The organism is Streptomyces sp. NPDC001410 (assembly GCF_042895235.1).
Lineage (GTDB): Bacteria > Actinomycetota > Actinomycetes > Streptomycetales > Streptomycetaceae > Streptomyces.
The window spans coordinates 111,743-131,548 of the sequence record NZ_JBIAWE010000007.1; the positions used below are offsets into that span (position 1 = coordinate 111,743).

Sequence of the window (19,806 nt, forward strand, 5' to 3'; positions counted from 1 at the left end):
TCATGGCAGCCGAGACCAAGACCATGGCGCTGGCCAAGGCGATCAACGAGTCGCTGCGCCGCGCACTGGAGACGGACCCCAAGGTCCTCGTCATGGGCGAGGACGTCGGCAAGCTGGGCGGTGTCTTCCGGGTCACCGACGGCCTGCAGAAGGACTTCGGCGAGAGCCGCGTCATCGACACCCCGCTCGCCGAGTCGGGCATCGTCGGCACCGCGATCGGCCTGGCCCTGCGTGGCTACCGCCCGGTGGTGGAGATCCAGTTCGACGGCTTCGTCTTCCCGGCCTACGACCAGATCGTCACGCAGCTGGCGAAGATGCACGCCCGTGCGCTGGGCAAGGTCAAGATGCCGGTCGTCATCCGCATCCCCTACGGCGGTGGCATCGGCGCGGTCGAGCACCACTCCGAGTCCCCCGAGGCGCTGTTCGCGCACGTGGCGGGCCTGAAGGTGGTCAGCCCCTCCAACGCGTCCGACGCGTACTGGATGATGCAGCAGGCCATCCAGAGCGACGACCCGGTGATCTACTTCGAGCCCAAGCGCCGCTACTGGGACAAGGGCGAGGTCAGCACCGAGGCGATCCCCGGCCCCCTGCACAAGGCGCAGGTCGTCCGTGAGGGCACGGACCTGACCCTGGCCGCCTACGGGCCGATGGTGAAGCTGTGCCAGGAGGTCGCCGCCGCGGCCGCCGAGGAGGGCAAGTCCCTGGAGGTGCTGGACCTGCGCTCGGTCAGCCCCCTCGACTTCGACTCCATCCAGGCCTCGGTCGAGAAGACCCGCCGCCTCGTCGTCGTGCACGAGGCCCCGGTGTTCTTCGGCTCCGGTGCGGAGATCGCCGCCCGGATCACGGAGCGCTGCTTCTACCACCTGGAGGCCCCGGTGCTCCGGGTCGGCGGCTACCACGCCCCGTACCCGCCGGCGCGCCTGGAGGAGGAGTACCTGCCGGGTCTGGACCGGGTGCTCGACGCCGTCGACCGTGCCCTGGCGTACTGAGGAGAGGGTTCGTGACGACGATGACGGAAGCTTCCGTACGCGAGTTCAAGATGCCCGACGTGGGCGAGGGACTCACCGAGGCCGAGATCCTCAAGTGGTACGTCCAGCCGGGTGACACGGTCACCGACGGCCAGGCGGTGTGCGAGGTCGAGACCGCCAAGGCGGCCGTCGAACTCCCCATCCCCTACGACGGCGTGGTCCGCGCGCTGCACTTCCCCGAGGGCGCCACGGTGGACGTGGGCACGGCCATCATCGCGGTGGACGTGGCCGGCGGCGCACCGGCGGAGGCTCCGGCCGAGCAGCCGAAGGCGGAGCCCGAGGAGGCGCCCAAGGCGGAGGAGCCCAAGCCGGAAGGCCGCCAGCCGGTCCTGGTCGGCTACGGCGTGGCGACCACCTCCACCAAGCGCCGCCCGCGCAAGGGCCCGGAGGTCGCGGTGCCGCTCGCGGCCCAGGCCATCCAGACCGAGCTGAACGGGCACGGCGCCGCCGTCCCCGCCCAGCCTCGCCCGCTGGCCAAGCCGCCGGTGCGCAAGCTGGCGAAGGACCTCGGCGTCGACCTCGCCACGATCACGCCGTCCGGCCCGGACGGCGTGATCACCCGCGAGGACGTCCACGCGGCGGCGACCCCCACGGCCGCCGAGCCGGCCGTGGCAGCCCTGGTCACCGCCCCTGCTGTGGCCGCTCCCGCCGTGACGGCTCCTGCCGTGACCGCTCCCGCAGCGGCGTACGACGGCGCCCGCGAGACCCGCATCCCGGTCAAGGGCGTCCGCAAGGCGACCGCGCAGGCCATGATCGGCTCCGCGTTCACGGCGCCGCACGTCACGGAGTTCGTGACGGTGGACGTGACGCGCACGATGAAGCTGGTCGAGGAGCTCAAGCAGGACAAGGAGTTCCAGGGCTTGCGGGTGAACCCGCTGCTCCTGATCGCCAAGGCTCTGCTGGTCGCCATCAAGCGCAACCCGGACATCAACGCGTCCTGGGACGAGCCCAACCAGGAGATCGTGCTCAAGCACTACGTGAACCTGGGCATCGCGGCGGCCACCCCCCGCGGTCTGATCGTCCCGAACATCAAGGACGCCCACGCCAAGACGCTCCCGCAGCTGGCCGAGTCCCTGGGCGAGCTGGTGGCCACGGCCCGCGAGGGCAAGACGTCCCCCGCGGCCATGCAGGGCGGCACGGTGACCATCACCAACGTCGGCGTCTTCGGCGTCGACACCGGCACGCCGATCCTCAACCCCGGCGAGTCCGCGATCCTCGCGGTCGGCGCGATCAAGCTCCAGCCGTGGGTCCACAAGGGCAAGGTCAAGCCGCGCCAGGTCACCACCCTGGCCCTGAGCTTCGACCATCGCCTGGTCGACGGCGAGCTCGGCTCCAAGGTGCTCGCCGACGTCGCGGCCATCCTGGAACAGCCGAAGCGGTTGATCACCTGGGCCTGAGGGTCCCCGGCCCTGTAGCCTCTGAGGCTTGAAGGGGGCGGCCGCAACTTCGGATTGCGACCGCCCCCTCTCTCTCAGGGCTGGTTCAGCACATACACCGGCGCGCCGTCCTCAGTCGCGCCCCGCGAACGGATGCAGGCGTGCTTGCGCAGCAGGCGGAGGCATTCGTTGACGCGGCGCACCGACAGGCCCGTACGGGCCGCGATCGATTCGAGCGGCTCGCGCAGCTCACCGTTCTCGACGAGAACGGGGGCGATCACCACAGCAACCGTCCACACGTCCTCCGTCACGGACAGCCGTTGCCGCCAGTTGGCCAGCACGGTCTCCGTGGTGGGGTGACCGGTGGGGGCGGCGCGGGGGAGGGTCAGGGCGTCGAACCGGTCCGCGATGCGCTCCATTGCCCGGACCATGGCCTGTTGTACGGCGAGTGTGGCCTTCTGCGTAGCCAGCGTCTCCCTCTGGATGGCCAGCATCTCCTTCTGCAGCTCGATCGATTCGCGCTGCCCGTTCGCAAGGTCCTCGTCCAGCTGAAGGTTGTGCGCCTCAAGCCGGACGATGGCCTCCGCGACCTGTTCCGGCATGGCGTACGCGATGGGCGCGCCCGGTTCGGCGGGCTGCACCTCGGCCTCTTCGAGAGTGTAAGAACCCTCTCGCTGCACGGTCTCGATGACCTCGGCGACCCACTGCTTGAAAGGGGCGCAGGCGGCCTTCGTACAGGCCTGGACGAGGAGGATCAGGCCCTGGAGATTGATGAGATTCATGTCTCGACGCCACTCCCGACCTGCGGGAATGGTGAGACCGTAACCTCCAGTTACGGTCTCGAGAATCTCTCGGTGCTCATCCGGGACATGGTCGGCGAGAGCCTTCCTCGAGTTGGTGTGTCCGAGTTCCTTACAGACATCCACCGCCGGAAACCAGTGCGTCCCGTCCGGCATGGTCAGCCGTCGTACCCGGGCTCCGGTGGCCGCGTACACGAAGTCGCTGATGTCGATCGCTTCGTGCCGGCCGGCGGGCTTCGCTTGCTTGCTGGGTTCGGTCATGTGAACCACCTCCGCTGCGGAAGGTAGGGCGGAGGAATTCGAATATGCCAACTGCAACCTGGATGTTCACCATTGAGAGCGAAGATCGCCGATTCTGCTGGCGCAGACCGCTGTTGAGCGGGAGTGATCCCAACTGCCGTAAATTGACCGCATGGTAACGGGGGCGGAGAGTAAAGCACGGCATGCGAAGAGGCGGACTGCCGGGGAGACGGGTGGGCTCGCGCGGTCCTCGGTGATGATGGCCGGGGCCACCGTCGTGTCGCGGGCGACCGGGCTGATCCGGCAGGTGCTGCAGGGCGCGGCGCTCGGCAACGGTCTGCTGGCGAGCACGTACAACACGGCGAACACCCTGCCGACCAGCCTGTACATCCTGCTGATAGGCGGCGCGCTGAACGCGGTCCTGGTGCCGCAGCTGGTGCGTGCCCGGGCTGCGCACTCCGACGGTGGGCGGGCCTACGAGCAGCGGCTGGTGACTCTCGTCCTCACCGTGCTGGCCGCCGGGACCGCGCTCGCCGTCTGGGCGGCCCCGCAGATCGTGGGCCTGTACATGAGGGACACGCCGGACGGCCATCAGGCCTTCCGGCTCACGGTGGTCTTCGCCCGGTTCCTGCTGCCCCAGATTTTCTTCTACGGCCTCTTCTCCATGCTCGGGCAGGTCCTCAACGCCCGTGAGAAGTTCGGCGCGATGACCTGGACCCCGGTGCTGAACAACTTCGTTCTCATCGGCATGTTCAGCGCCTACCTAAGCCTGATGACCGTGCCGCACTCCGTCGCCGACATCACCGCCGCCCAGGTCCGCTGGCTCGGCATCGGCACCACCGTCGGCATCGCCGCACAGGCCCTCGCGCTGATCCCTTTCGCCCGCGCCGCCGGATTCCGGTTCCGGCCCCGCTTCGACTGGCGCGGCACCGGGCTCGGCTCCGGCGTCCACGCGGCCAAGTGGACGCTGCTGTTCGTGCTGGCCAACCAGGTCGCGCTCGCCGTGGTCACCAACTTCGCCACCGCGGCCGACCGGGAACTGCCCAAGGCCGGTGTGGGCTACACGTCGTACAGCTACGCCCAGGCCATCTGGACGCTGCCGCAGTCCGTCGTCACCGTCTCCCTGGTCACGGCCCTGCTGCCGCGCATGAGCAAGGCCGCCGCCGAGGGCCGGATCGGTGACCTGCGTGCCGACCTGTCCCGGGCGCTCAGGATCAGCGGAGTCGTCATCGTGCCCGCCGCCTTCCTGTTCGCCGCGCTCGGCCCGCAGATCGCCGCGCTGCTGTTCGCCCACGGTGCCGCCGACGCGGCCTCCGTCGAGCCGCTCGGGCACATGCTGCAGGCCTTCGGGCTCGGGCTGATCCCGTTCTCCGCGCAGTACCTGCTGTTGCGCGGCTTCTACGCCTTCGAGGACACCCGTACGCCGTTCTTCATGGCCGTGTGGATCGGCGTCGTCAACATCGCGCTCGCCGCTGTCTGCCACGCGCTGCTGCCCGCTCGCTGGGCGGTCACCGGCATGGCGGGCGCCTACACCCTCTCCTACCTCGCCGGTCTCGCCCTCACCGCCCGCCTGCTGGCCCGCAGGACCGGCGGCCGCCTGGACGACGGCACACTGCGCGGCACGTACGCCAAGCTGCTGGGCGCGGGTGCCGCAGCCGCCGCGGTGGGCTGGGCGGTGGCGCGGGGCTGCGCGGCCGTGCTGGGCGGCAGCGGTACGGCGGTGACGGCCCTCACCACGATCGCCGGCGCCCTCGCCCTGGCCATGACGTACCTCGTCCTCGGCCGTCTGCTGCGCGTCACCGAACTCCGGAGGATTCCGGGACTCCGCTGAGTCGTCTTCTGCCCCGGGTCGAGAAGGGGACCGTCTCGGGGCAGGCCTTGGCCAGAACCCTGACGAGGCATCAGGGGTGGCTCCGGGTCGTGCCGGGGATGTCACGGATGGTGGTCGAGTGACGGCGGCGGCACGCTGGACACATGACGAAATCCGCTGCCGCTCGCCCGACTTGCGCCACCGCCCGCCGTGTCGCCGCCGTCGCGGGCGCCGCCGTCCTCGCCGGTACCGCAGCGGTGTGTGCGCCGGGTGTCGCCTACTCCGCGCCTCGTTCCAGCACCCCGTCCGCGACCGACTTCAGCGACTGTCCCCCGCTGCCGGACGGCGTCGACCCCGCCCGCTGGAGATGCGAAGTGCACACCGCTGCCCCGCGGTTGACCATCGGCAAGGTCACGGTGAACCTCGCCCCGATCACCATGACGCACGCCGAGGGTCCCCTGCCGGACGGCAGCAACGGGCAGGTGTGGGGAGCGATGCACAGCGCGCCGACCGCCGTGCCGGGCGGGCTGACCGGCACCCCCGCAGGCGATCACACGCCGGCCCTGGGGATGGCGATACAGCCGGAGTACGGTGGCCGGTCCGACTTCTACACGGGTCAGTTCAGCCTCCGCTTCCGGCTCATAGGCCCGCTGCTGCCGCACGGCTGCACCATCGGCGCGAGCGCACCCGTCGACTTCCAGCTGAAGCGCTCGGGCCCCTCCAAGTGGGTCTCCCAGGATCCGCCGGTGATCGAGTTCTCGGCGTACGACGACACCTTCACCGCTCCGGCCGCCGAGCACTGTGGATCGCTCACCTCGCCCCTCAACCGACGGCTCGGCCTGCCGGCGGCCGACCACAACCTGATGTCCTACGACGCCTCCTACACCTTCAAGACCTACGACCAGCTCCCGTGAGACAGCCCGCCTCGGAGACGAGAGAGAGAAAGGGGGACCCCTGAGGGAACCTTTCGTACCCGCCCCTCCTCCTGACCCGGCGACGCGGACCCGACGGGGGACCGCACCGGCCCGAGAGGGGGCATGGATGGCACCGCACACCGTGGTCGTGTCCGACCGGCCTATGCCGCAGGACATACGCGCCGAGCACCGCCGACTGGAGGTCCGGCGCGCCCGGCTGCACCTCGCCGAGTACGGCGGCACCGGCACTCCGCTGCTGATGCTGCACGGCTTCCCGCAGCACTGGTACGCCTGGCACAAGGTCGCCGCCCTGCTTCCGGACGGGTACCGGCTGATCTGCCCGGACCTGCGCGGCTTCGGCTGGTCCGAACCCACCCCGCGCGGCTATGACATGGACGCCCTGGCCGAGGACGCCCTCGCGCTGCTGGACGCGCTCGGGCTGGAGCGGGTCGGGCTGGTCGGTCACGACTGGGGCGCGCACCTGGGGTTCCGGCTGTGTCTGCGGGCGCCGGAGCGGTTCACCGGGTACCTGGCGCTGAACACGTTCCACCCCTGGCCCCGGCACCGGGCGGTCCTGCCCAACCTGTGGCGGATGTGGTACACCGCGTTCGTCGAGTACCCGGTGCTCGGGCGGGCCGTCCTGCGGCACTGGCCCGGCTTCACCCGCTTCCTGCTGCGTCACCAGGCGGCCGACCCGGCGGTGTGGACGGACACCGATCTCGCCGAGTACGCGGCCGCGACCTCCGTGAGCGCGCCCGCCGCACAGTCCCTGTTCTGGCAGTACGTGCTGCACGACATCCCCGCGCTGGTCCGCGGCACGTGGCGCCGGCACCGGCTGACCGTGCCCACGCTGCTGCTGGGCGGGGAGCGGGACGTCGTGGTCCCGCCGTCGCTGCTCGCGGGGTCGGAGCCGTACGCCGACGAGTTGACCGTGCGGCTGGTGCCGGGGGCCGGGCACTTTCTGCCGCAGGAGCGGCCGGAGGCGGTCGCCGAGGGGATCGGGGAACTGTTCGCCGAGTCGCGCTAGCGCAGTGCCGCCCGCTCGGTGAGCCGGTGGACGAACGCCCGCCCGCGCGGCTCGCCGAGCGTTTGGCCGTAGAGCCACTGGACCGGGCGCAGGGCGGTGGGGCGGGTGGATCCGAGGACCGCGAAGCGTGTTCCGGAGCCCTCCGGTACGGCCGCCATGCCGCCCACGATCAGGCGGGACTGCATCAGGCACCAGCCGGGGGCGAGGCGTACCTCGAAGGCCTCGCGCAGGCCCGAGCGGCCCACGGCCAGCGCCGGCTTGCGGTCCGCGTCGCCCGGTGCGACGCGGAACTCTCGTAGGAAGGGGACCAGATGGGGCAGTTCGGCCGAGAGGTCGGAGGCGACCGCCCAGACCTGCTCGTACGGCAGCGCGAGGTGCTCCTCGCGATACAGGCCGGCGTGCAGACCGGCGGCCAGGACGCGCAGGCGTCGTACGGGATCGGTGTTCATCGCGACCACGCCTTCCGGAACGCGGAACGGGCCCGGTGCAGCCGGGACTTGACGGTGCCCGTGGGGACCCCGAGCAGTTCGGCCACGGCGGCCTCGTCCAGGCCCTCCAGCTCGCGCAGGACCAGGACCGCGCGGTGCCGTACCGGCAGCCGGGCGAGCACGTCCCGGACGTCGGCGGGCAGCTCGCCGTCGGTGCCGGTGCGCAGTCCGCCGAGCCGGGACAGGTCGACGGGGTCGGCCGGTTCCTCGACCGCGGTGCGCCGGGCGACCCGGACCGCCTCGCGGACGGAGACCGTGCGCACCCAGCCGTAGAAGGCGAGCGGGTCGCGCAGGCCGCGCAGGCCCTTGAAGACTGCGACCAGCGACTCCTGTACGGCGTCGGGTACGTGGTGAGGCGCGATCGGGCGGCACAGCCGGGTCACGTACGGCGTCACCAGCGTCAGCAGCTCGTCCATGGCCAGGGCGTCCCCGCCCTGCGCGGCCCGGACGAGCGCGGCGGCCGTCTCCCACGGCTCGGCACTGCCCCCTTGCGTGTCCATGTCGGGGTCACCCTAGTGCCCCGGGCATGCGAAGGGCCCGCCGCATCCGTGGTTCCGTGCGACGGGCCCCGTACCCCGGGTGGCGTCAGCTGATCCTGGCGTAGCCGTAGTTGACGAGCTTCTTGACGTCCGACGTGCGATCGGTCGCCGAGGGCGCGGTCATGACGGCGCCCATGACCGACTCGCCGTTCAGCGTGGCGGCGAAGACGAGGCAGTAGTGGGCTTCGGTGCCCGATCCGGTCTTGATGCCGAGCACGCCGTTCCAGCCGAGCAGGGTGTTGGTGTTGGTCCACGTGCCCATCGTGCGCGTGGCGCCGGAGCTCGTGATCGTCTTCGCCGTGTACGACTTGGTCTTCACGACGGTCTTGAACGTGGTGCTCTTCATCGCGCTGCGGGCGAGCAGCGTCAGGTCCTTCGCCGAGGAGTAGTTGGAGCCGTTGCTGATGCCGTCGAACGAGTCGAAGTGCGTGTTCGTCATGCCGAGGTTCTGGGCCGTCGTGTTCATCTTCGAGATGAACGACTTCACGCGCGCGCTGACCGACGTACCGGAGCCGAACTTGTCGGCGAGGGCCATCGCGGCGTCGCAGCCGGACGGCAGCATCATCCCGTAGAGCAGCTGGCGGACGGTGACCTTGTCACCGACGATCAGGTGGGCCGACGAAGGGTAGCCCTTCGAGACCATGTAGTCACTGACCGCCTTCTTGATCGTGACCTTGGTGTCCAGGTTCAGGTTCGACTGCGAGAGCACGACCTTCGCGGTCATGATCTTCGTCGTGGAGGCGGTGAGCCGGTGGGTGTTCTCGTACTTCTTGAAGAGGGTCGTGCCAGTGGCGCTGTTCATCAGGAACCCGCTCTTGGCGGTGATGGTGGGCGTCGTCACGGCCTGCGCGGGAGCCGCGGTGAGAGCTCCGGTGGCGAGCACTGCGCCGGCCGTGACGGCGACGGCGGCGGCTCTGCGGACGCGGGTGCTCTTAATTCCGGTAATCAAAGTGATATACCCCGATTGTCTTGAATGCCCCTACTGTGCGGCCAAGTTGAGGTGGCAAGGGAGCAGGGCCGCACATGTGTGACACGTAAGTAGCACAGAAGGTTGTGCAGTCGCCGGGGGAGATCTGTGTCACGTCCGCATGATGGACGGGCCTGCCCATGCGTACGTGTTGTATCTATCCTGTGGGCATGGCCACGCCCACGAAGCAACCACCCGCCGCCGACCGTGTCTACAGCCATGTGAAGCAGGGCGTACTCGACCGCCGCTACGAGGGGGGGACGCTGCTCACCGAGGGGGAACTGGCCGAGGCCGTGGGAGTCTCGCGCACACCTGTTCGGGAGGCGCTGCTCAGGCTCGAGGTGGAGGGCCTGATCAGGCTGTACCCGAAGAAGGGCGCCCTGGTCCTGCCGGTCTCCGCGCAGGAGATCGCCGACGTGGTGGAGACCCGGCTGCTGGTGGAGGAGCACGCGGCCCGCAAGGCCGTACCCGCCCCGCCGGCGCTGCTGGAACGGCTGGCGGAGCTGCTGGAGCAGCAGAAGACGCAGGCTGCGGCCGGTGACCTGGCCGCAGCCGCGAAGACCGACCGCTGCTTCCACGCCGAGATCGTGCGCAGCGGCGGCAACGAGATCCTGTCCCGGCTCTACGACCAGCTGCGCGACCGGCAGCTCAGGATGGGTGTCGCGGTCATGCACTCGCACCCCGACCGGATCGCCAAGACGCTCGCCGAGCACCAGGAGATCCTCGAGGCGCTGCGCTCCGGGGACGCGGAGGCGGCCGTCGGGGTCGTGCACCGGCATGTGAGCTGGTTCTCGCACCTCGCCCGGGGTGAGGTCCGATGAGCGACGCCACCCTGCCGGGTGACCCCCGGGGTGGCCGTCGCGCCGTCGCGGTGTGGTCCATCGGTGTCTCGGTCTACTTCGTCGCCGTCATCTTCCGTACGTCGCTGGGCGTGGCCGGGCTGGACGCGGCCGACCGCTTCCACGTGGGCGCCTCCGCCCTCTCGACCTTCTCGATCCTCCAGCTGCTGGTCTACGCCGGCATGCAGATACCGGTGGGCCTGCTCGTCGACCGGCTCGGCACCAAGAAGGTGCTCGGCATCGGCACGGTGCTGTTCACGGCGGGCCAGCTCGGCTTCGCCTTCTCGCCCTCCTACGGCACGGCGCTCGCCTCGCGCGCGCTGCTCGGGTGCGGTGATGCGATGACCTTCATCAGCGTGCTGCGGCTCGGCACCCGCTGGTTCCCGGCCCGGCGCGGGCCGCTGGTCGCGCAGCTCGCGGGCCTGGTCGGCATGGCGGGCAACCTGGTCTCGACGCTGGTCCTGGCCCGGCTGCTGCACGGCCTCGGCTGGACCCCGGCGTTCGCGGGCAGCGCGCTGGCCGGTGTGGTCGTGCTCGTCCTGACGCTGCTGTTCCTGAAGGACCACCCCGAGGGGCACGAGCCGGAGCCGGTCCCGCACCAGGGTGTGGCCTACGTCCGTCGGCAGATCACGGCGGCCTGGCGGGAGCCCGGGACCCGGCTGGGTCTGTGGGTCCACTTCACGACCCAGTTCCCGGCGATGGTGTTCCTGCTGCTGTGGGGGCTGCCGTTCCTGGTCCAGGCTCAGGGGCTGTCCCGGGCCACGGCCGGTGAGCTGCTGACGCTCGTCGTCCTGTGCAACATGGCGATCGGGCTGGTCTACGGCCAGATCGTCGCCCGGCACCATGCGGCCCGGCTGCCGCTGGCGCTGGGCACGGTCGGGGCGACGGCGGTGCTGTGGGCGCTGACCATTCTCTGGCCGGGCGAGCGTGCGCCCATGTGGCTGCTGGTGGTGCTCTGTGCGGTGCTCGGTGCGTGTGGGCCGGCGTCGATGCTGGGGTTCGACTTCGCGCGGCCGGCCAACCCGCCCGAACGGCAGGGGACGGCGTCGGGGATCACCAACATGGGTGGGTTCGTCGCCTCCATGACGACGTTGTTCGCGGTCGGGGTGCTGTTGGACGCGACCGGGGACGACTACTCGGTGGCCTTCTCCGTGGTGTTCGTGCTGCAGGCGGTGGGGGTGAGTCAGATTCTGCGGCTGCGGGGGCGGGCTGCTCGGCGGGAGCGGGAGCGGTTGGTGGCGAGCCGGGTGGAGACGGTGCACGTGCCCGCGTGAGTTTTTTCTCCCACCCGCGCACCACCCGTTTCCAGTCGGCAGAGAGGCTGAGCAACCTGTGGGGGTGCTCGCCGTCGGCGGCCTTCCGTCGTGCCGTCGGTCGGGAAACCTTCGCCGCCGGCGGACTCCGTGCGGTCCGATGGGCCCCGCACGGTCCGAGAGGCGCCGCGCCGTCCGAGGGCGCCGCGCTGTCCGACGGCCCCGCGCTGTCTGAGGGGCCCCGCGTGGTCCGATGGGCCCCGTACGGTCCGAGGGCGCCGCACGGTCCGATGGGCCCCGCGCCGTCCGAGAAGCCCTGTGCTGTGGAGTTCCGTCGGCCCCTCGCCAAGTGCTCGCCCGTCGGCGGCGAGGCCGAGCCGACGGGTGTCCGGTACGGCTCGGAGCATGCGGGGTATCAGCCTGCACCAGCCGCGGCAGCCGGTCGCCGGTAGGCCTACGGCGTCACCGTGAAGTTGCGCAGGATCGCCGCCGTCAGGTCCGGGTCGCCCTCCGTCTTCAACCGGTCCGCTACCGCCTCCGGGGTCACGCGGCCGCAGGCCAGGCGGACGTACGTCTCCCAGTCGAGGCTGAGCGTCGCGGCGGGGCCCAGGGCGGGGGCGGTCTCCAGGGTGCCGCGGCCCTGGATGTCCACGCGGATGGTGCGCAGGAACTCGATCGGGCCGTGCACGTCGAAGACGATGGCCGAACTGCGCGGAGCGTCGGCGTCCTTGGCGACCACCTTGGGAAGCGCGGACAGCAGGACGTCGCGGGTGATGTGCGCGCCCGGCGAGTCGAGGTTGCCGGGGCGGCCGAGGGCCGTGCGCAGGTCCTGCTCGTGCACCCACACGTCGAAGGCGCGGGTGCGCATCGCCTGTTCGAGGGTGACCTCGGTGCCCAGCGGGCCGCGCACCTTGGTGCCGGGTTCGCGGTTCTCGTTGCGCAGCTGGCGGTTGCGGCGGATGACCGTGTACTCCAGCTCGGCCGTCATCTCCGGCGACGTGTGGTGGCGGCGGACGTCGACCTGCATCTCCATGTAGCGCTGGTGCTCGTTGGTGACGTGGTAGAGGTCACGGGGGAGGGTGTGGATGGGACGCGGGTCGCCGAGCATCTCGCAGTCCAGACCGATGACGTGCGAGACCACGTCACGGACCGACCAGCCCGGGCAGGGCGTCCGCCGGTTCCACTCGCCCTCCGGGAGCGTGCCGACCAACTCGGATATCGCGTCGATGGAGTGGGTCCAGGCGTCGGCGTAGGGCTGGAGGGTGGGATGCAGACTCACGGAACGGGACCCCTCGGCGGTTGGTACACGGGCGGTTGTGGCGGCGTTGCCAGTGGGAGGTGGCTGCACTCGGCGGGTGTCTTGAGACGCTAAGTTACGCTGCTACGAGGCACCCCGGCAGTGCTTTCGTGTGACGATCGTAGGCCCGTGTGGACGACTCGAATGCCAGGGCGGTGGTAGTGTGCGCGCCTCGCTGATCCAGATTGCCGTAGAAGAGGGCGAATCGGTTGCCGATCGGCGGCAGCGGGCGGCCTCGCTCGTCCGGGAACAGGCCGGGGCCGACCTGGTCGTTCTGCCCGAGTTGTGGACCACCGGGGCATTCGCCTACGCGGAGTTCGGCCTGGAGGCCGAGCCGCTCGAAGGATCGACGTACGAGGTGATGGCCAAGGCGGCGAGCGACGCGGGCGTGTGGCTGCACGCGGGCTCCATCCCCGAGCGAGACCCGGACGGCCCCCTCTACAACACCTCTCTCGTCTTCTCCCCCTCCGGTGAGCTGGCCGCGGCCTACCGAAAGATCCATCGCTTCGGCTTCGACAAGGGCGAGGCCGTGCTGATGAGCGCCGGGCGGGACCTGGTGACGGTCCGGCTGCCCGGGACCACCCTCGGCGTGGCCACCTGCTACGACCTCCGTTTCCCCGAACTCTTCCGCTCCCTCGTCGACGCCGGCGCCGAGACGCTGGTGATCCCGGCGGGCTGGCCCGAGCGGCGACGCGCGCACTGGACGCTGCTGGCCCAGGCGCGGGCGGTGGAGAACCAGGCGTTCGTGCTCGCGTGTGGAACGGCCGGGACGCATGCCGGAGTTCCCCAGGCCGGTCACTCGATCGTGGTGGATCCCTGGGGCGAGGTGCTCGCCGAGGCAGGCGCCGGCGAGGAGATCCTCACGGTCGACTTCGACCCGGCGAAGGTGACGGCGACCCGCGAACAGTTCCCGGCCCTGAAGGACCGGATGCTGGGCCTGGAACCGCCGCGCCGCTGAACACTGACGACAGGCCGCCCTAGTCGTCCTCCCGCTCCCGCTGCGCCAGATGGATCACGCACACCGCCACCGCGATCAGCAGCGCCGGGTCCGCGTCGTCGCGCACGATGTCGACGCCGTACGTGTCCCTGAGGTGCAGCCGGCGACGGGAGATCACCGCGAGGAGTTCGCCGTCGTACTCGATGGCGAACTCGTGGTCGAGGATCTTGCCGCTGACGTCCAGCTCGGTGCCGTCCACGAGCGCGACCCGGTAGTGGTTGCGCAGCAGGGACAGCCGTTTGCGCTTGATGGTGGCCAGGCCTTCGCCGTCCCGTTCGATCACCATCGTGTCGCGCAGGGCGAACATCTTCTGGTGGATGTCGATCAGGACGCGCCCGTGGGCGTCCTTCAGCTCGAAGGTGTCCCGCAGCCGCATGGCCTTGCCGTCGACGAGGAAGACCTTCCGGCCGTGCTCGTCCTCGATCCAGTAGTCGTCACCGATGCCGAGGAGCCGGTCGCGTACGAGGAGTCTCATGCGGGTACCGTTCCCCGGCCCGGCGGGATCATCACCGAGCCGGGCGCAGGGGCGGGCTCCGGTCCGAACCGCCTGCGGTAGTCCGACGGGCTCAGCCCCGTCTCGCGGCGCAGCCGCGCCCGCAGGTTGGCCGCCGAGCCCAGGCCGCTGCGGGCCGCCACGACGTCCAGGCGCTCCTCGCCCCGCTCGATCAGCCGGCAGGCTAGCGCCACCCGCTCCCCGGTGAGCCAGGCCAGCGGGGTCGTACCCAACTGGGCGCGGAAGCGGCGGTGCAGGGTGGCGGGGGAGACGGCCGCGCGGGCGGCCAGGTCCGCCACCGTCAGCGGCTCGCCCAGCCGTTCCTGCGCCCAGGCCAGCAGCGGGCCGAGCGACTCGTCGGGGACCGGGGGCAGCGGGCGTTCCACGAACTGCCGTTGGCCGCCGTCCCTGTGGGCGGCGAAGACCAGGCGGCGGGAGACCGTGTTGGCGATCTCCGCGCCGTGGTCCCGGCGCCAGATGTGCAGCCCCAGGTCGAGCGCGGCCGCGCTGCCGGCGGAGGTCAGGATGTCGCCCTCGTCCACGAACAGCACGTCCGGCTCCAGCCGAACCCTCGGGTGCAGCTTCCGGAAGGTGTCGGCCCACAGCCAGTGGGTGGTGGCCCGTCTGCCGTCGAGCAGCCCCGCCTCGGCGAGCGCGAAGCTGCCGGTGCAGAAGCTCACGACCCGGCCGCCACGCGCGTGCGTGCGCCGGATCGCGTCCAGGACGTCGGGCCCGCGCGGCACGACGTTGTCCGGGCGTCCGGGCACGACCAGGGTGTCCGCCTCGTCCACCGCCTCCAGGCCGGGCACCGCGGCCAGCGTGAAGAAGCCGTGGTTCATCCGCACCTCGGGCGTCGGCGTGCACAGTGTCACCGCGTACAGGGGTCGGGGCAGGCCCAGTTCGGGGCGCGGCAGCCCGAACAGTTCGGTCGCGACACCGACTTCGAACGGGTTCGTGCCCCCGTCGACGATCACGGCGACCCGATGGGGCCGCTTCGGCTGAGAGGATTCTTGCGGCATGTGCGATTTCTAGCACTCGTCCGCCGTCCCGGCGCCCCGGACGATGAACGCATGGAACCGATCTCCCTGGAGGCGGCCCTCGCCTCCTTCTCCGAGCAGTGGAGCCCGCGCATCGTCACCGCGGTCAACGACTACGACGTCCGCGTCGCCAAGGTCGAGGGTGAGCACGTCTGGCACGTGCACGACGACACCGACGAGTTCTTCCTGGTCCTCGACGGCGAGTTGCACATATCCCTCAGGGAGCCGGCCGGCGAACGTACGGCCGTCCTCCCCAAGGGCTCGGTGTTCACCGTCCCGCGCGGCACCTGGCACAAGCCGTACGCGCCCGTGCCCAGCGAGATACTGGTCTTCGAGCCCACCGGCACCTTCACGGTGGGCGACCGGCACGACGAGGTGCCGGACCACGTGGACGCGACCACCGGCCACGCGCTCACCTGACCCGGCACCGGAATCCGGCGGGACGAGAGGTGTCGCGCAGTTGAACTTCCAGTTTTCGTAAGGAAGTTGCCCAACCAAGGCGATGGGCGCCGAGTCGGACGTTGCACAAGTCGCACAGGCTCCGCACGTTCCTTCCGGAGGTCCGCCCATGCCTTCTCGTCCCGCCCGCCGCCGGGTCGTACGAGCCGTCACCCTGGCCCTCGGCACGGCCCTGGCCGTACCGCTCACCCTGGCCGGCACCGCCGAGGCCGCGACGGCTCCGGCCACCGCCGCGGTCAACCAGTACGGCTGGCAGCTCACCTACAAGGCCGCCGCCGGCCAGACCAACAAGGCCACCGTCACCGCGTCGCTCACCGGCGGCGGCGCGGGCATCACCTACGTGATCGACGACGTCGTCCCGATCACCGCGGGCCACGGCTGCGCCCACCCCGACAGCGCGGACCGCACGAAGGTCTCCTGCACGGTCACCACCGAGGAGAGCCAGGACCCGTACGCCGCCCTGACGATGGACCTCGGCGACCGCAACGACACGGTCGCCTACGACAACGCCACCGACCAGGTGTACTACTTCGCCCGGATCTCCCTGGGCGCCGGCAACGACAGGATCACCGACACCGGACGCCTCGACGGCAGCGACGTCTCGGGCGGCGCGGGCGACGACACGCTCACGGTGGGGGCGACGGCGCTGGCGTTCGGCGGGGACGGCGACGACACCGTCCAGGCGAACGGCGACCTCGTCATCGCGCAGGGCGGCAAGGGCGACGACGTGCTGCGCGGCGGCGCGGGCGGCCAGTACCTGTCCGGCGACGACGGCAACGACAGGATCTCCGGCGGATCGGGCGCCGACACGCTGTCCGGCGGCAGGGGCAGCGACGTCCTGTACGGCAACAGCGGCAACGACAAGCTGTACGGCAACAGCGGGAACGACAAGCTGTACGGCGGCCCCGGCCGCGACACGCTCTCCGGCGGCCCCGGCAGGGACGTGATCCGCCAGGACTGAGGGTCTGCGGGCCCGCGGGCAGGCGCCAAAGGCCGCTGTCGGTGCCGGGTGGCACCCTTGGGATCATGACCGACTCCGCACCCCGCCGCCGCGCCCGCGTCCGCGCCCCCGAGCTGATCGGCAAGGGTGGCTGGCTGAACACGGGAGACAACCAGTACACCCTGGCCGACCTGCGCGGACGCATCGTCGTCCTGGACTTCTGGACCTTCTGCTGCATCAACTGCCTGCACGTCCTGGACGAGCTGCGCGCGCTGGAGGAGAAGCACCGGGACACGGTGGTGGTCATCGGCGTGCACTCGCCGAAGTTCGTGCACGAGGCCGAGCACGGTGCGGTCGTGGACGCGGTGGAGCGGTACGGCGTGGAGCACCCGGTGCTGGACGACCCCGAACTGGCCACCTGGAAGCAGTACGCGGTGCGGGCCTGGCCGACCCTCGTCGTCATCGACCCCGAGGGCTACGTGGTCGCCCAGCACGCCGGTGAGGGCCATGTGCACGCCATCGAGCGGCTGGTCGGGGAGCTGGAGGCCGAGCACGAGGCGAAGGGCACCCTGCGCCGTGGCGATGGGCCGTACGTGCCGCCGGAGCCCGAGCCGACGGTGCTGCGCTTCCCCGGCAAGGCGCTGCTGCTGCCCGGCGGGACGTTCCTGGTCAGCGACACCACCCGGCACCAGCTGGTGGAGCTGGCCGAGGACGCCGAGACCGTCGTACGGCGGATCGGCAGCGGCACGCGCGGGTTCGCCGACGGCGGCCCCCGGGAGGCCTCCTTCAACGAGCCGCAGGGCCTCGCACTGCTCGACGACGGCACGTCCGTGATCGTCGCGGACACCGTCAACCACGCCCTGCGCCGCCTGGACCTCGCCACCGGCGAGGTGACCACCCTGGCCGGCACCGGCCGCCAGTGGTGGCAGGGGTCCCCGACCTCAGGACCGGCCCGCGAGATCGACCTCTCCTCCCCCTGGGACGTGGCGGTCTTCGGCGACAGGGTGTGGATCGCCATGGCCGGCGTCCACCAGCTGTGGACGTACGACCCGGCCACGCGGACGGTCGCCGTGGGGGCCGGCACCACCAACGAGGGCCTGGTCGACGGCCCCGGCGCCGAGGCCTGGTTCGCGCAGCCCTCCGGCCTCGCGGCCACCGCCGACCGGCTCTGGCTCGCCGACTCCGAGACCTCCGCGCTGCGCTGGGTGGACCCGGACGGACACGTCCACACCGCCGTCGGCGAGGGCCTGTTCGACTTCGGCCACCGCGACGGCGCCGCCGACCAGGCCCTGTTGCAGCACCCGTTGGGCGTCACCGCCCTCCCGGACGGCTCGGTCGCGGTCGCCGACACCTACAACCACGCCCTGCGCCGCTACGACCCCGCGACCGGCGAGGTCAGCACCCTCGCCACCGATCTGCGCGAGCCCAGCGACGCCGTCGTGGTCGGCGAGGACATCGTGGTCGTGGAGTCGGCCCGGCACCGCCTGACCCGGCTGCGGCTGCCGGAGGAGGCGGTCCGCGTGGAAGGGGTCGCCCATCGCACCCAGCGCGCGGCCACCGAAGTCGCCCCCGGCGAAGTCCGGTTGGACGTCGTCTTCCAGGCCCCCTCGGGCCAGAAGCTCGACACCCGGTACGGCCCCTCGACCCGACTCCTGGTCTCCTCGACCCCGCCCGAGCTGCTCCTGAAGGGCGAGGGCGCCGACACGGACCTGTCCCGCACCCTGGAGTTCGACGCCGCCCTCACGGAAGGCGTCCTGCACGTCTCCGCCATGGCCGCCTCCTGCGACGACGATCCGTCCGTCGAGTACCCGGCCTGCCACGTCCACCAGCAGGACTGGGGCGTCCCGGTCCGCCTCACCGAGGGCGGGGCGGACCGGCTGCCGCTCGTCCTGGCCGGGATGGACGAGCAGTAGGCCGGCAGCGACGGAGGCGCAGGCGAGCGCCAGGGATCTCTGTTGACGGGTGGTGGGACTCAGTCCTCCAGGAACGCCGTCAGCGCGTTCGCCAGCAGGAACGGGTCGTCGGCGCCGCACAGTTCGCGCGCGCTGTGCATCGACAGGATCGCCACGCCGATGTCGACGGTCCGGATGCCGTGCCGGGCCGCGGTGATCGGGCCGATCGTGGTGCCGCAGGGCATCGAGTTGTTGGAGACGAAGGTCTGCAGCGGCACGCCCGCCTTCTCGCAGGCCACGGCGAACACCACCCGGCCCGAACCGTCCGTGGCGTAGCGGTTGTTGACGTTGACCTTGAGGATCGGGCCGCCGTTGACCCGGGGGTGGTGCGTCGGGTCGTGCCGCTCCGCGTAGTTGGGGTGGACGGCGTGGCCCGTGTCGGAGGACAGGCAGACCGTGGCGGCGAAGGAGCGGGCCCGGTCCTCGTACGAGCCGCCGCGCGCGAACACCGAGCGCTCCAGGACGGTGCCGAGCAGTGGGCCGTCCGCGCCGGTGTCCGACTGCGAGCCGTTCTCCTCGTGGTCGAAGGCGGCCAGCACGGGGATGTGGGTGAGCGGGGCGCCGGAGGTCGCGGCGGAGACCAGGGCGGCCGCGCCCGCGTGCACCGACAGCAGGTTGTCCATCCGGGGACCGGCGACCAGCTCGCGGTCCCGGCCGAGGTAGGCGGGCGGCTCCACCGAGTGCGTCATCAGGTCCCAGCCGGCCACCGAGCCCGCCGTGAGACCCGCCTCCGCCTCCAGGAAGGCGATCAGCTCGCCGTCGCGTAGGTCGTCGCCGAGCCCCCACACCGGCTGCAGATGGCGCTGCTTGTCCAGCTTGAGGCCCTCCGAGGACACCGAACGGTCCAGGTGGATGGCGAGTTGGGGCACCCGCAGCAGCGGCCGGTCCACGTTGACCAGGACCGTGCTGCCGTCGCGCAGGGTCAGCCGCCCGGCCAGGCCCAGGTCCCGGTCGAGCCAGGAGTTCAGCAGCGGGCCGCCGTAGATCTCCACCGCGACCTGGCGCCAGCCGTGCGCCCCGGCGTCCGGCTGCGGCTTGACCCTGAGGTTGGGCGAGTCGGTGTGCGCGCCGATGATCCGGAACGGCGTGTGCGGCTGGGCGCCCTCGGGGACGTACCAGGCGACGATCGCCCCGCCGCGCAGCACGTACCTGCCGCCGCTCGACCCGTCCCAGACGTCCGTCTCGGCGACCTGCCTGAAGCCCGCCTTCTCCAGCCGCTCGGCGGTGTTCGCCACGGCGTGGTACGGCGATGGGCTCGCCGCCAGGAAGGACATCAGGTCGTCGGTGTGGCCGCGGTCGAAGCGGGCTGGTGCGCTCATGGGCTTACCTTAACGACGTGCGTGGGCCCGC

19 protein-coding genes are annotated in these 19,806 nt (G+C 71.2%); 11 read left to right on the forward strand and 8 right to left on the reverse strand.

The window, feature by feature from the left end; genetic code table 11:
* Nucleotides 1-2 precede the first annotated feature (2 nt).
* Nucleotides 3-989, forward strand: coding sequence for an alpha-ketoacid dehydrogenase subunit beta (locus ACFY3C_RS16690; protein WP_145879113.1), 987 nt, complete (start codon nt 3-5; stop codon nt 987-989).
* 11 nt (nt 990-1,000) lie between these two features.
* The gene (locus ACFY3C_RS16695) at nt 1,001-2,425 is read left to right on the forward strand and encodes a dihydrolipoamide acetyltransferase family protein (protein WP_390771211.1); all 1,425 of its coding nucleotides are present in this window, start codon (nt 1,001-1,003) and stop codon (nt 2,423-2,425) included.
* Between the two features lie 74 nt (nt 2,426-2,499).
* Here the strand turns inward: ACFY3C_RS16695 and ACFY3C_RS16700 are convergent, their stop codons facing one another.
* Complete coding sequence (locus tag ACFY3C_RS16700) at nt 2,500-3,465, reverse strand: Bro-N domain-containing protein (protein ID WP_390771212.1); 966 nt, start codon at nt 3,463-3,465, stop codon at nt 2,500-2,502.
* Nucleotides 3,466-3,616: 151 nt separating this feature from the next.
* Here ACFY3C_RS16700 and murJ point away from each other — a divergent pair, with 151 nt between their 5' ends.
* From murJ to ACFY3C_RS16715, 3 genes are all read left to right on the forward strand, one after another.
* Nucleotides 3,617-5,275, forward strand: coding sequence for a murein biosynthesis integral membrane protein MurJ (gene murJ, locus ACFY3C_RS16705; RefSeq protein ID WP_390771213.1), 1,659 nt, complete (start codon nt 3,617-3,619; stop codon nt 5,273-5,275).
* A 143-nt stretch (nt 5,276-5,418) separates the two neighbouring features.
* Nucleotides 5,419-6,168 (forward strand): hypothetical protein, encoded by a 750-nt coding sequence (locus ACFY3C_RS16710; protein ID WP_390771214.1) that lies wholly within the window; start codon nt 5,419-5,421, stop codon nt 6,166-6,168.
* A 127-nt stretch (nt 6,169-6,295) separates the two neighbouring features.
* Nucleotides 6,296-7,195: an alpha/beta fold hydrolase gene (locus ACFY3C_RS16715; RefSeq protein ID WP_390771215.1), complete on the forward strand. Its 900-nt coding sequence runs from the start codon at nt 6,296-6,298 to the stop codon at nt 7,193-7,195.
* Here ACFY3C_RS16715 and ACFY3C_RS16720 read toward each other — a convergent pair.
* From ACFY3C_RS16720 to ACFY3C_RS16730, 3 genes are all read right to left on the reverse strand, one after another.
* On the reverse strand, nt 7,192-7,644 hold the full coding sequence (locus ACFY3C_RS16720; protein ID WP_390771216.1) for a hypothetical protein: 453 nt from the start codon (nt 7,642-7,644) through the stop codon (nt 7,192-7,194). The two genes, ACFY3C_RS16715 and ACFY3C_RS16720, sit on opposite strands and share 4 nt — an antisense overlap.
* Nucleotides 7,641-8,183, reverse strand: a complete 543-nt coding sequence (locus tag ACFY3C_RS16725) for an RNA polymerase sigma factor (RefSeq protein ID WP_390771217.1) — start codon at nt 8,181-8,183, stop codon at nt 7,641-7,643. The genes ACFY3C_RS16720 and ACFY3C_RS16725 overlap by 4 nt, the downstream gene beginning before the upstream one ends.
* Before the next feature lie 85 nt (nt 8,184-8,268).
* Nucleotides 8,269-9,171, reverse strand: coding sequence for a D-alanyl-D-alanine carboxypeptidase family protein (locus ACFY3C_RS16730; RefSeq protein WP_386572772.1), 903 nt, complete (start codon nt 9,169-9,171; stop codon nt 8,269-8,271).
* A 188-nt stretch (nt 9,172-9,359) separates the two neighbouring features.
* Between ACFY3C_RS16730 and ACFY3C_RS16735 the strand changes: the two genes are divergently transcribed.
* The gene (locus ACFY3C_RS16735) at nt 9,360-10,010 is read left to right on the forward strand and encodes a GntR family transcriptional regulator (protein ID WP_390771218.1); all 651 of its coding nucleotides are present in this window, start codon (nt 9,360-9,362) and stop codon (nt 10,008-10,010) included.
* On the forward strand, nt 10,007-11,302 hold the full coding sequence (locus ACFY3C_RS16740; RefSeq protein ID WP_390771219.1) for a nitrate/nitrite transporter: 1,296 nt from the start codon (nt 10,007-10,009) through the stop codon (nt 11,300-11,302). The genes ACFY3C_RS16735 and ACFY3C_RS16740 overlap by 4 nt, the downstream gene beginning before the upstream one ends.
* A gap of 433 nt (nt 11,303-11,735) precedes the next feature.
* Here ACFY3C_RS16740 and ACFY3C_RS16745 read toward each other — a convergent pair whose 3' ends face one another.
* Nucleotides 11,736-12,560: a maleylpyruvate isomerase family mycothiol-dependent enzyme gene (locus tag ACFY3C_RS16745; protein WP_390771220.1), complete on the reverse strand. Its 825-nt coding sequence runs from the start codon at nt 12,558-12,560 to the stop codon at nt 11,736-11,738.
* Nucleotides 12,561-12,741: 181 nt separating this feature from the next.
* Between ACFY3C_RS16745 and ACFY3C_RS16750 the strand changes: the two genes are divergently transcribed.
* Entirely contained in the window at nt 12,742-13,536 is a 795-nt protein-coding gene (locus ACFY3C_RS16750) for a carbon-nitrogen family hydrolase (protein ID WP_390771221.1), read from the forward strand.
* 19 nt (nt 13,537-13,555) lie between these two features.
* On the opposite strand, the gene ACFY3C_RS16755 is transcribed toward ACFY3C_RS16750, so the two are convergent.
* Complete coding sequence (locus ACFY3C_RS16755; RefSeq protein ID WP_390771222.1) at nt 13,556-14,050, reverse strand: LURP-one-related/scramblase family protein; 495 nt, start codon at nt 14,048-14,050, stop codon at nt 13,556-13,558.
* On the reverse strand, nt 14,047-15,087 hold the full coding sequence (locus ACFY3C_RS16760) for a GlxA family transcriptional regulator (protein WP_390771223.1): 1,041 nt from the start codon (nt 15,085-15,087) through the stop codon (nt 14,047-14,049). Before ACFY3C_RS16760 ends, ACFY3C_RS16755 begins: the two co-directional genes overlap by 4 nt.
* 51 nt (nt 15,088-15,138) lie before the next feature.
* Between ACFY3C_RS16760 and ACFY3C_RS16765 the strand changes: the two genes are divergently transcribed.
* From ACFY3C_RS16765 to ACFY3C_RS16775, 3 genes are all read left to right on the forward strand, one after another.
* Nucleotides 15,139-15,525 (forward strand): cupin domain-containing protein, encoded by a 387-nt coding sequence (locus ACFY3C_RS16765; RefSeq protein ID WP_386572779.1) that lies wholly within the window; start codon nt 15,139-15,141, stop codon nt 15,523-15,525.
* A 148-nt stretch (nt 15,526-15,673) separates the two neighbouring features.
* Entirely contained in the window at nt 15,674-16,525 is an 852-nt protein-coding gene (locus ACFY3C_RS16770) for a calcium-binding protein (RefSeq protein WP_390771224.1), read from the forward strand.
* Nucleotides 16,526-16,590: 65 nt separating this feature from the next.
* On the forward strand, nt 16,591-18,417 hold the full coding sequence (locus tag ACFY3C_RS16775; protein WP_390771225.1) for an NHL domain-containing thioredoxin family protein: 1,827 nt from the start codon (nt 16,591-16,593) through the stop codon (nt 18,415-18,417).
* 59 nt (nt 18,418-18,476) lie between these two features.
* On the opposite strand, the gene ACFY3C_RS16780 is transcribed toward ACFY3C_RS16775, so the two are convergent.
* Entirely contained in the window at nt 18,477-19,775 is a 1,299-nt protein-coding gene (locus ACFY3C_RS16780; protein ID WP_390771226.1) for a M18 family aminopeptidase, read from the reverse strand.
* Nucleotides 19,776-19,806 lie beyond the last annotated feature (31 nt).

Excerpts from the sequence above, each read along its gene's own strand:
- ACFY3C_RS16690 (WP_145879113.1), top strand. The coding sequence starts at position 3 with ATGGCAGCCGAGACCAAGACCATGGCGCTGGCCAAGGCGATCAACGAG.
- ACFY3C_RS16700 (WP_390771212.1), bottom strand. The coding sequence starts at position 3,465 with ATGACCGAACCCAGCAAGCAAGCGAAGCCCGCCGGCCGGCACGAAGCG.
- murJ (WP_390771213.1), top strand. The coding sequence starts at position 3,617 with ATGGTAACGGGGGCGGAGAGTAAAGCACGGCATGCGAAGAGGCGGACT.
- ACFY3C_RS16710 (WP_390771214.1), top strand. The coding sequence starts at position 5,419 with ATGACGAAATCCGCTGCCGCTCGCCCGACTTGCGCCACCGCCCGCCGT.
- ACFY3C_RS16715 (WP_390771215.1), top strand. The coding sequence starts at position 6,296 with ATGGCACCGCACACCGTGGTCGTGTCCGACCGGCCTATGCCGCAGGAC.
- ACFY3C_RS16720 (WP_390771216.1), bottom strand. The coding sequence starts at position 7,644 with ATGAACACCGATCCCGTACGACGCCTGCGCGTCCTGGCCGCCGGTCTG.
- ACFY3C_RS16725 (WP_390771217.1), bottom strand. The coding sequence starts at position 8,183 with ATGGACACGCAAGGGGGCAGTGCCGAGCCGTGGGAGACGGCCGCCGCG.
- ACFY3C_RS16735 (WP_390771218.1), top strand. The coding sequence starts at position 9,360 with ATGGCCACGCCCACGAAGCAACCACCCGCCGCCGACCGTGTCTACAGC.
- ACFY3C_RS16740 (WP_390771219.1), top strand. The coding sequence starts at position 10,007 with ATGAGCGACGCCACCCTGCCGGGTGACCCCCGGGGTGGCCGTCGCGCC.
- ACFY3C_RS16755 (WP_390771222.1), bottom strand. The coding sequence starts at position 14,050 with ATGAGACTCCTCGTACGCGACCGGCTCCTCGGCATCGGTGACGACTAC.
- ACFY3C_RS16760 (WP_390771223.1), bottom strand. The coding sequence starts at position 15,087 with ATGCCGCAAGAATCCTCTCAGCCGAAGCGGCCCCATCGGGTCGCCGTG.
- ACFY3C_RS16765 (WP_386572779.1), top strand. The coding sequence starts at position 15,139 with ATGGAACCGATCTCCCTGGAGGCGGCCCTCGCCTCCTTCTCCGAGCAG.
- ACFY3C_RS16770 (WP_390771224.1), top strand. The coding sequence starts at position 15,674 with ATGCCTTCTCGTCCCGCCCGCCGCCGGGTCGTACGAGCCGTCACCCTG.
- ACFY3C_RS16775 (WP_390771225.1), top strand. The coding sequence starts at position 16,591 with ATGACCGACTCCGCACCCCGCCGCCGCGCCCGCGTCCGCGCCCCCGAG.
- ACFY3C_RS16780 (WP_390771226.1), bottom strand. The coding sequence starts at position 19,775 with ATGAGCGCACCAGCCCGCTTCGACCGCGGCCACACCGACGACCTGATG.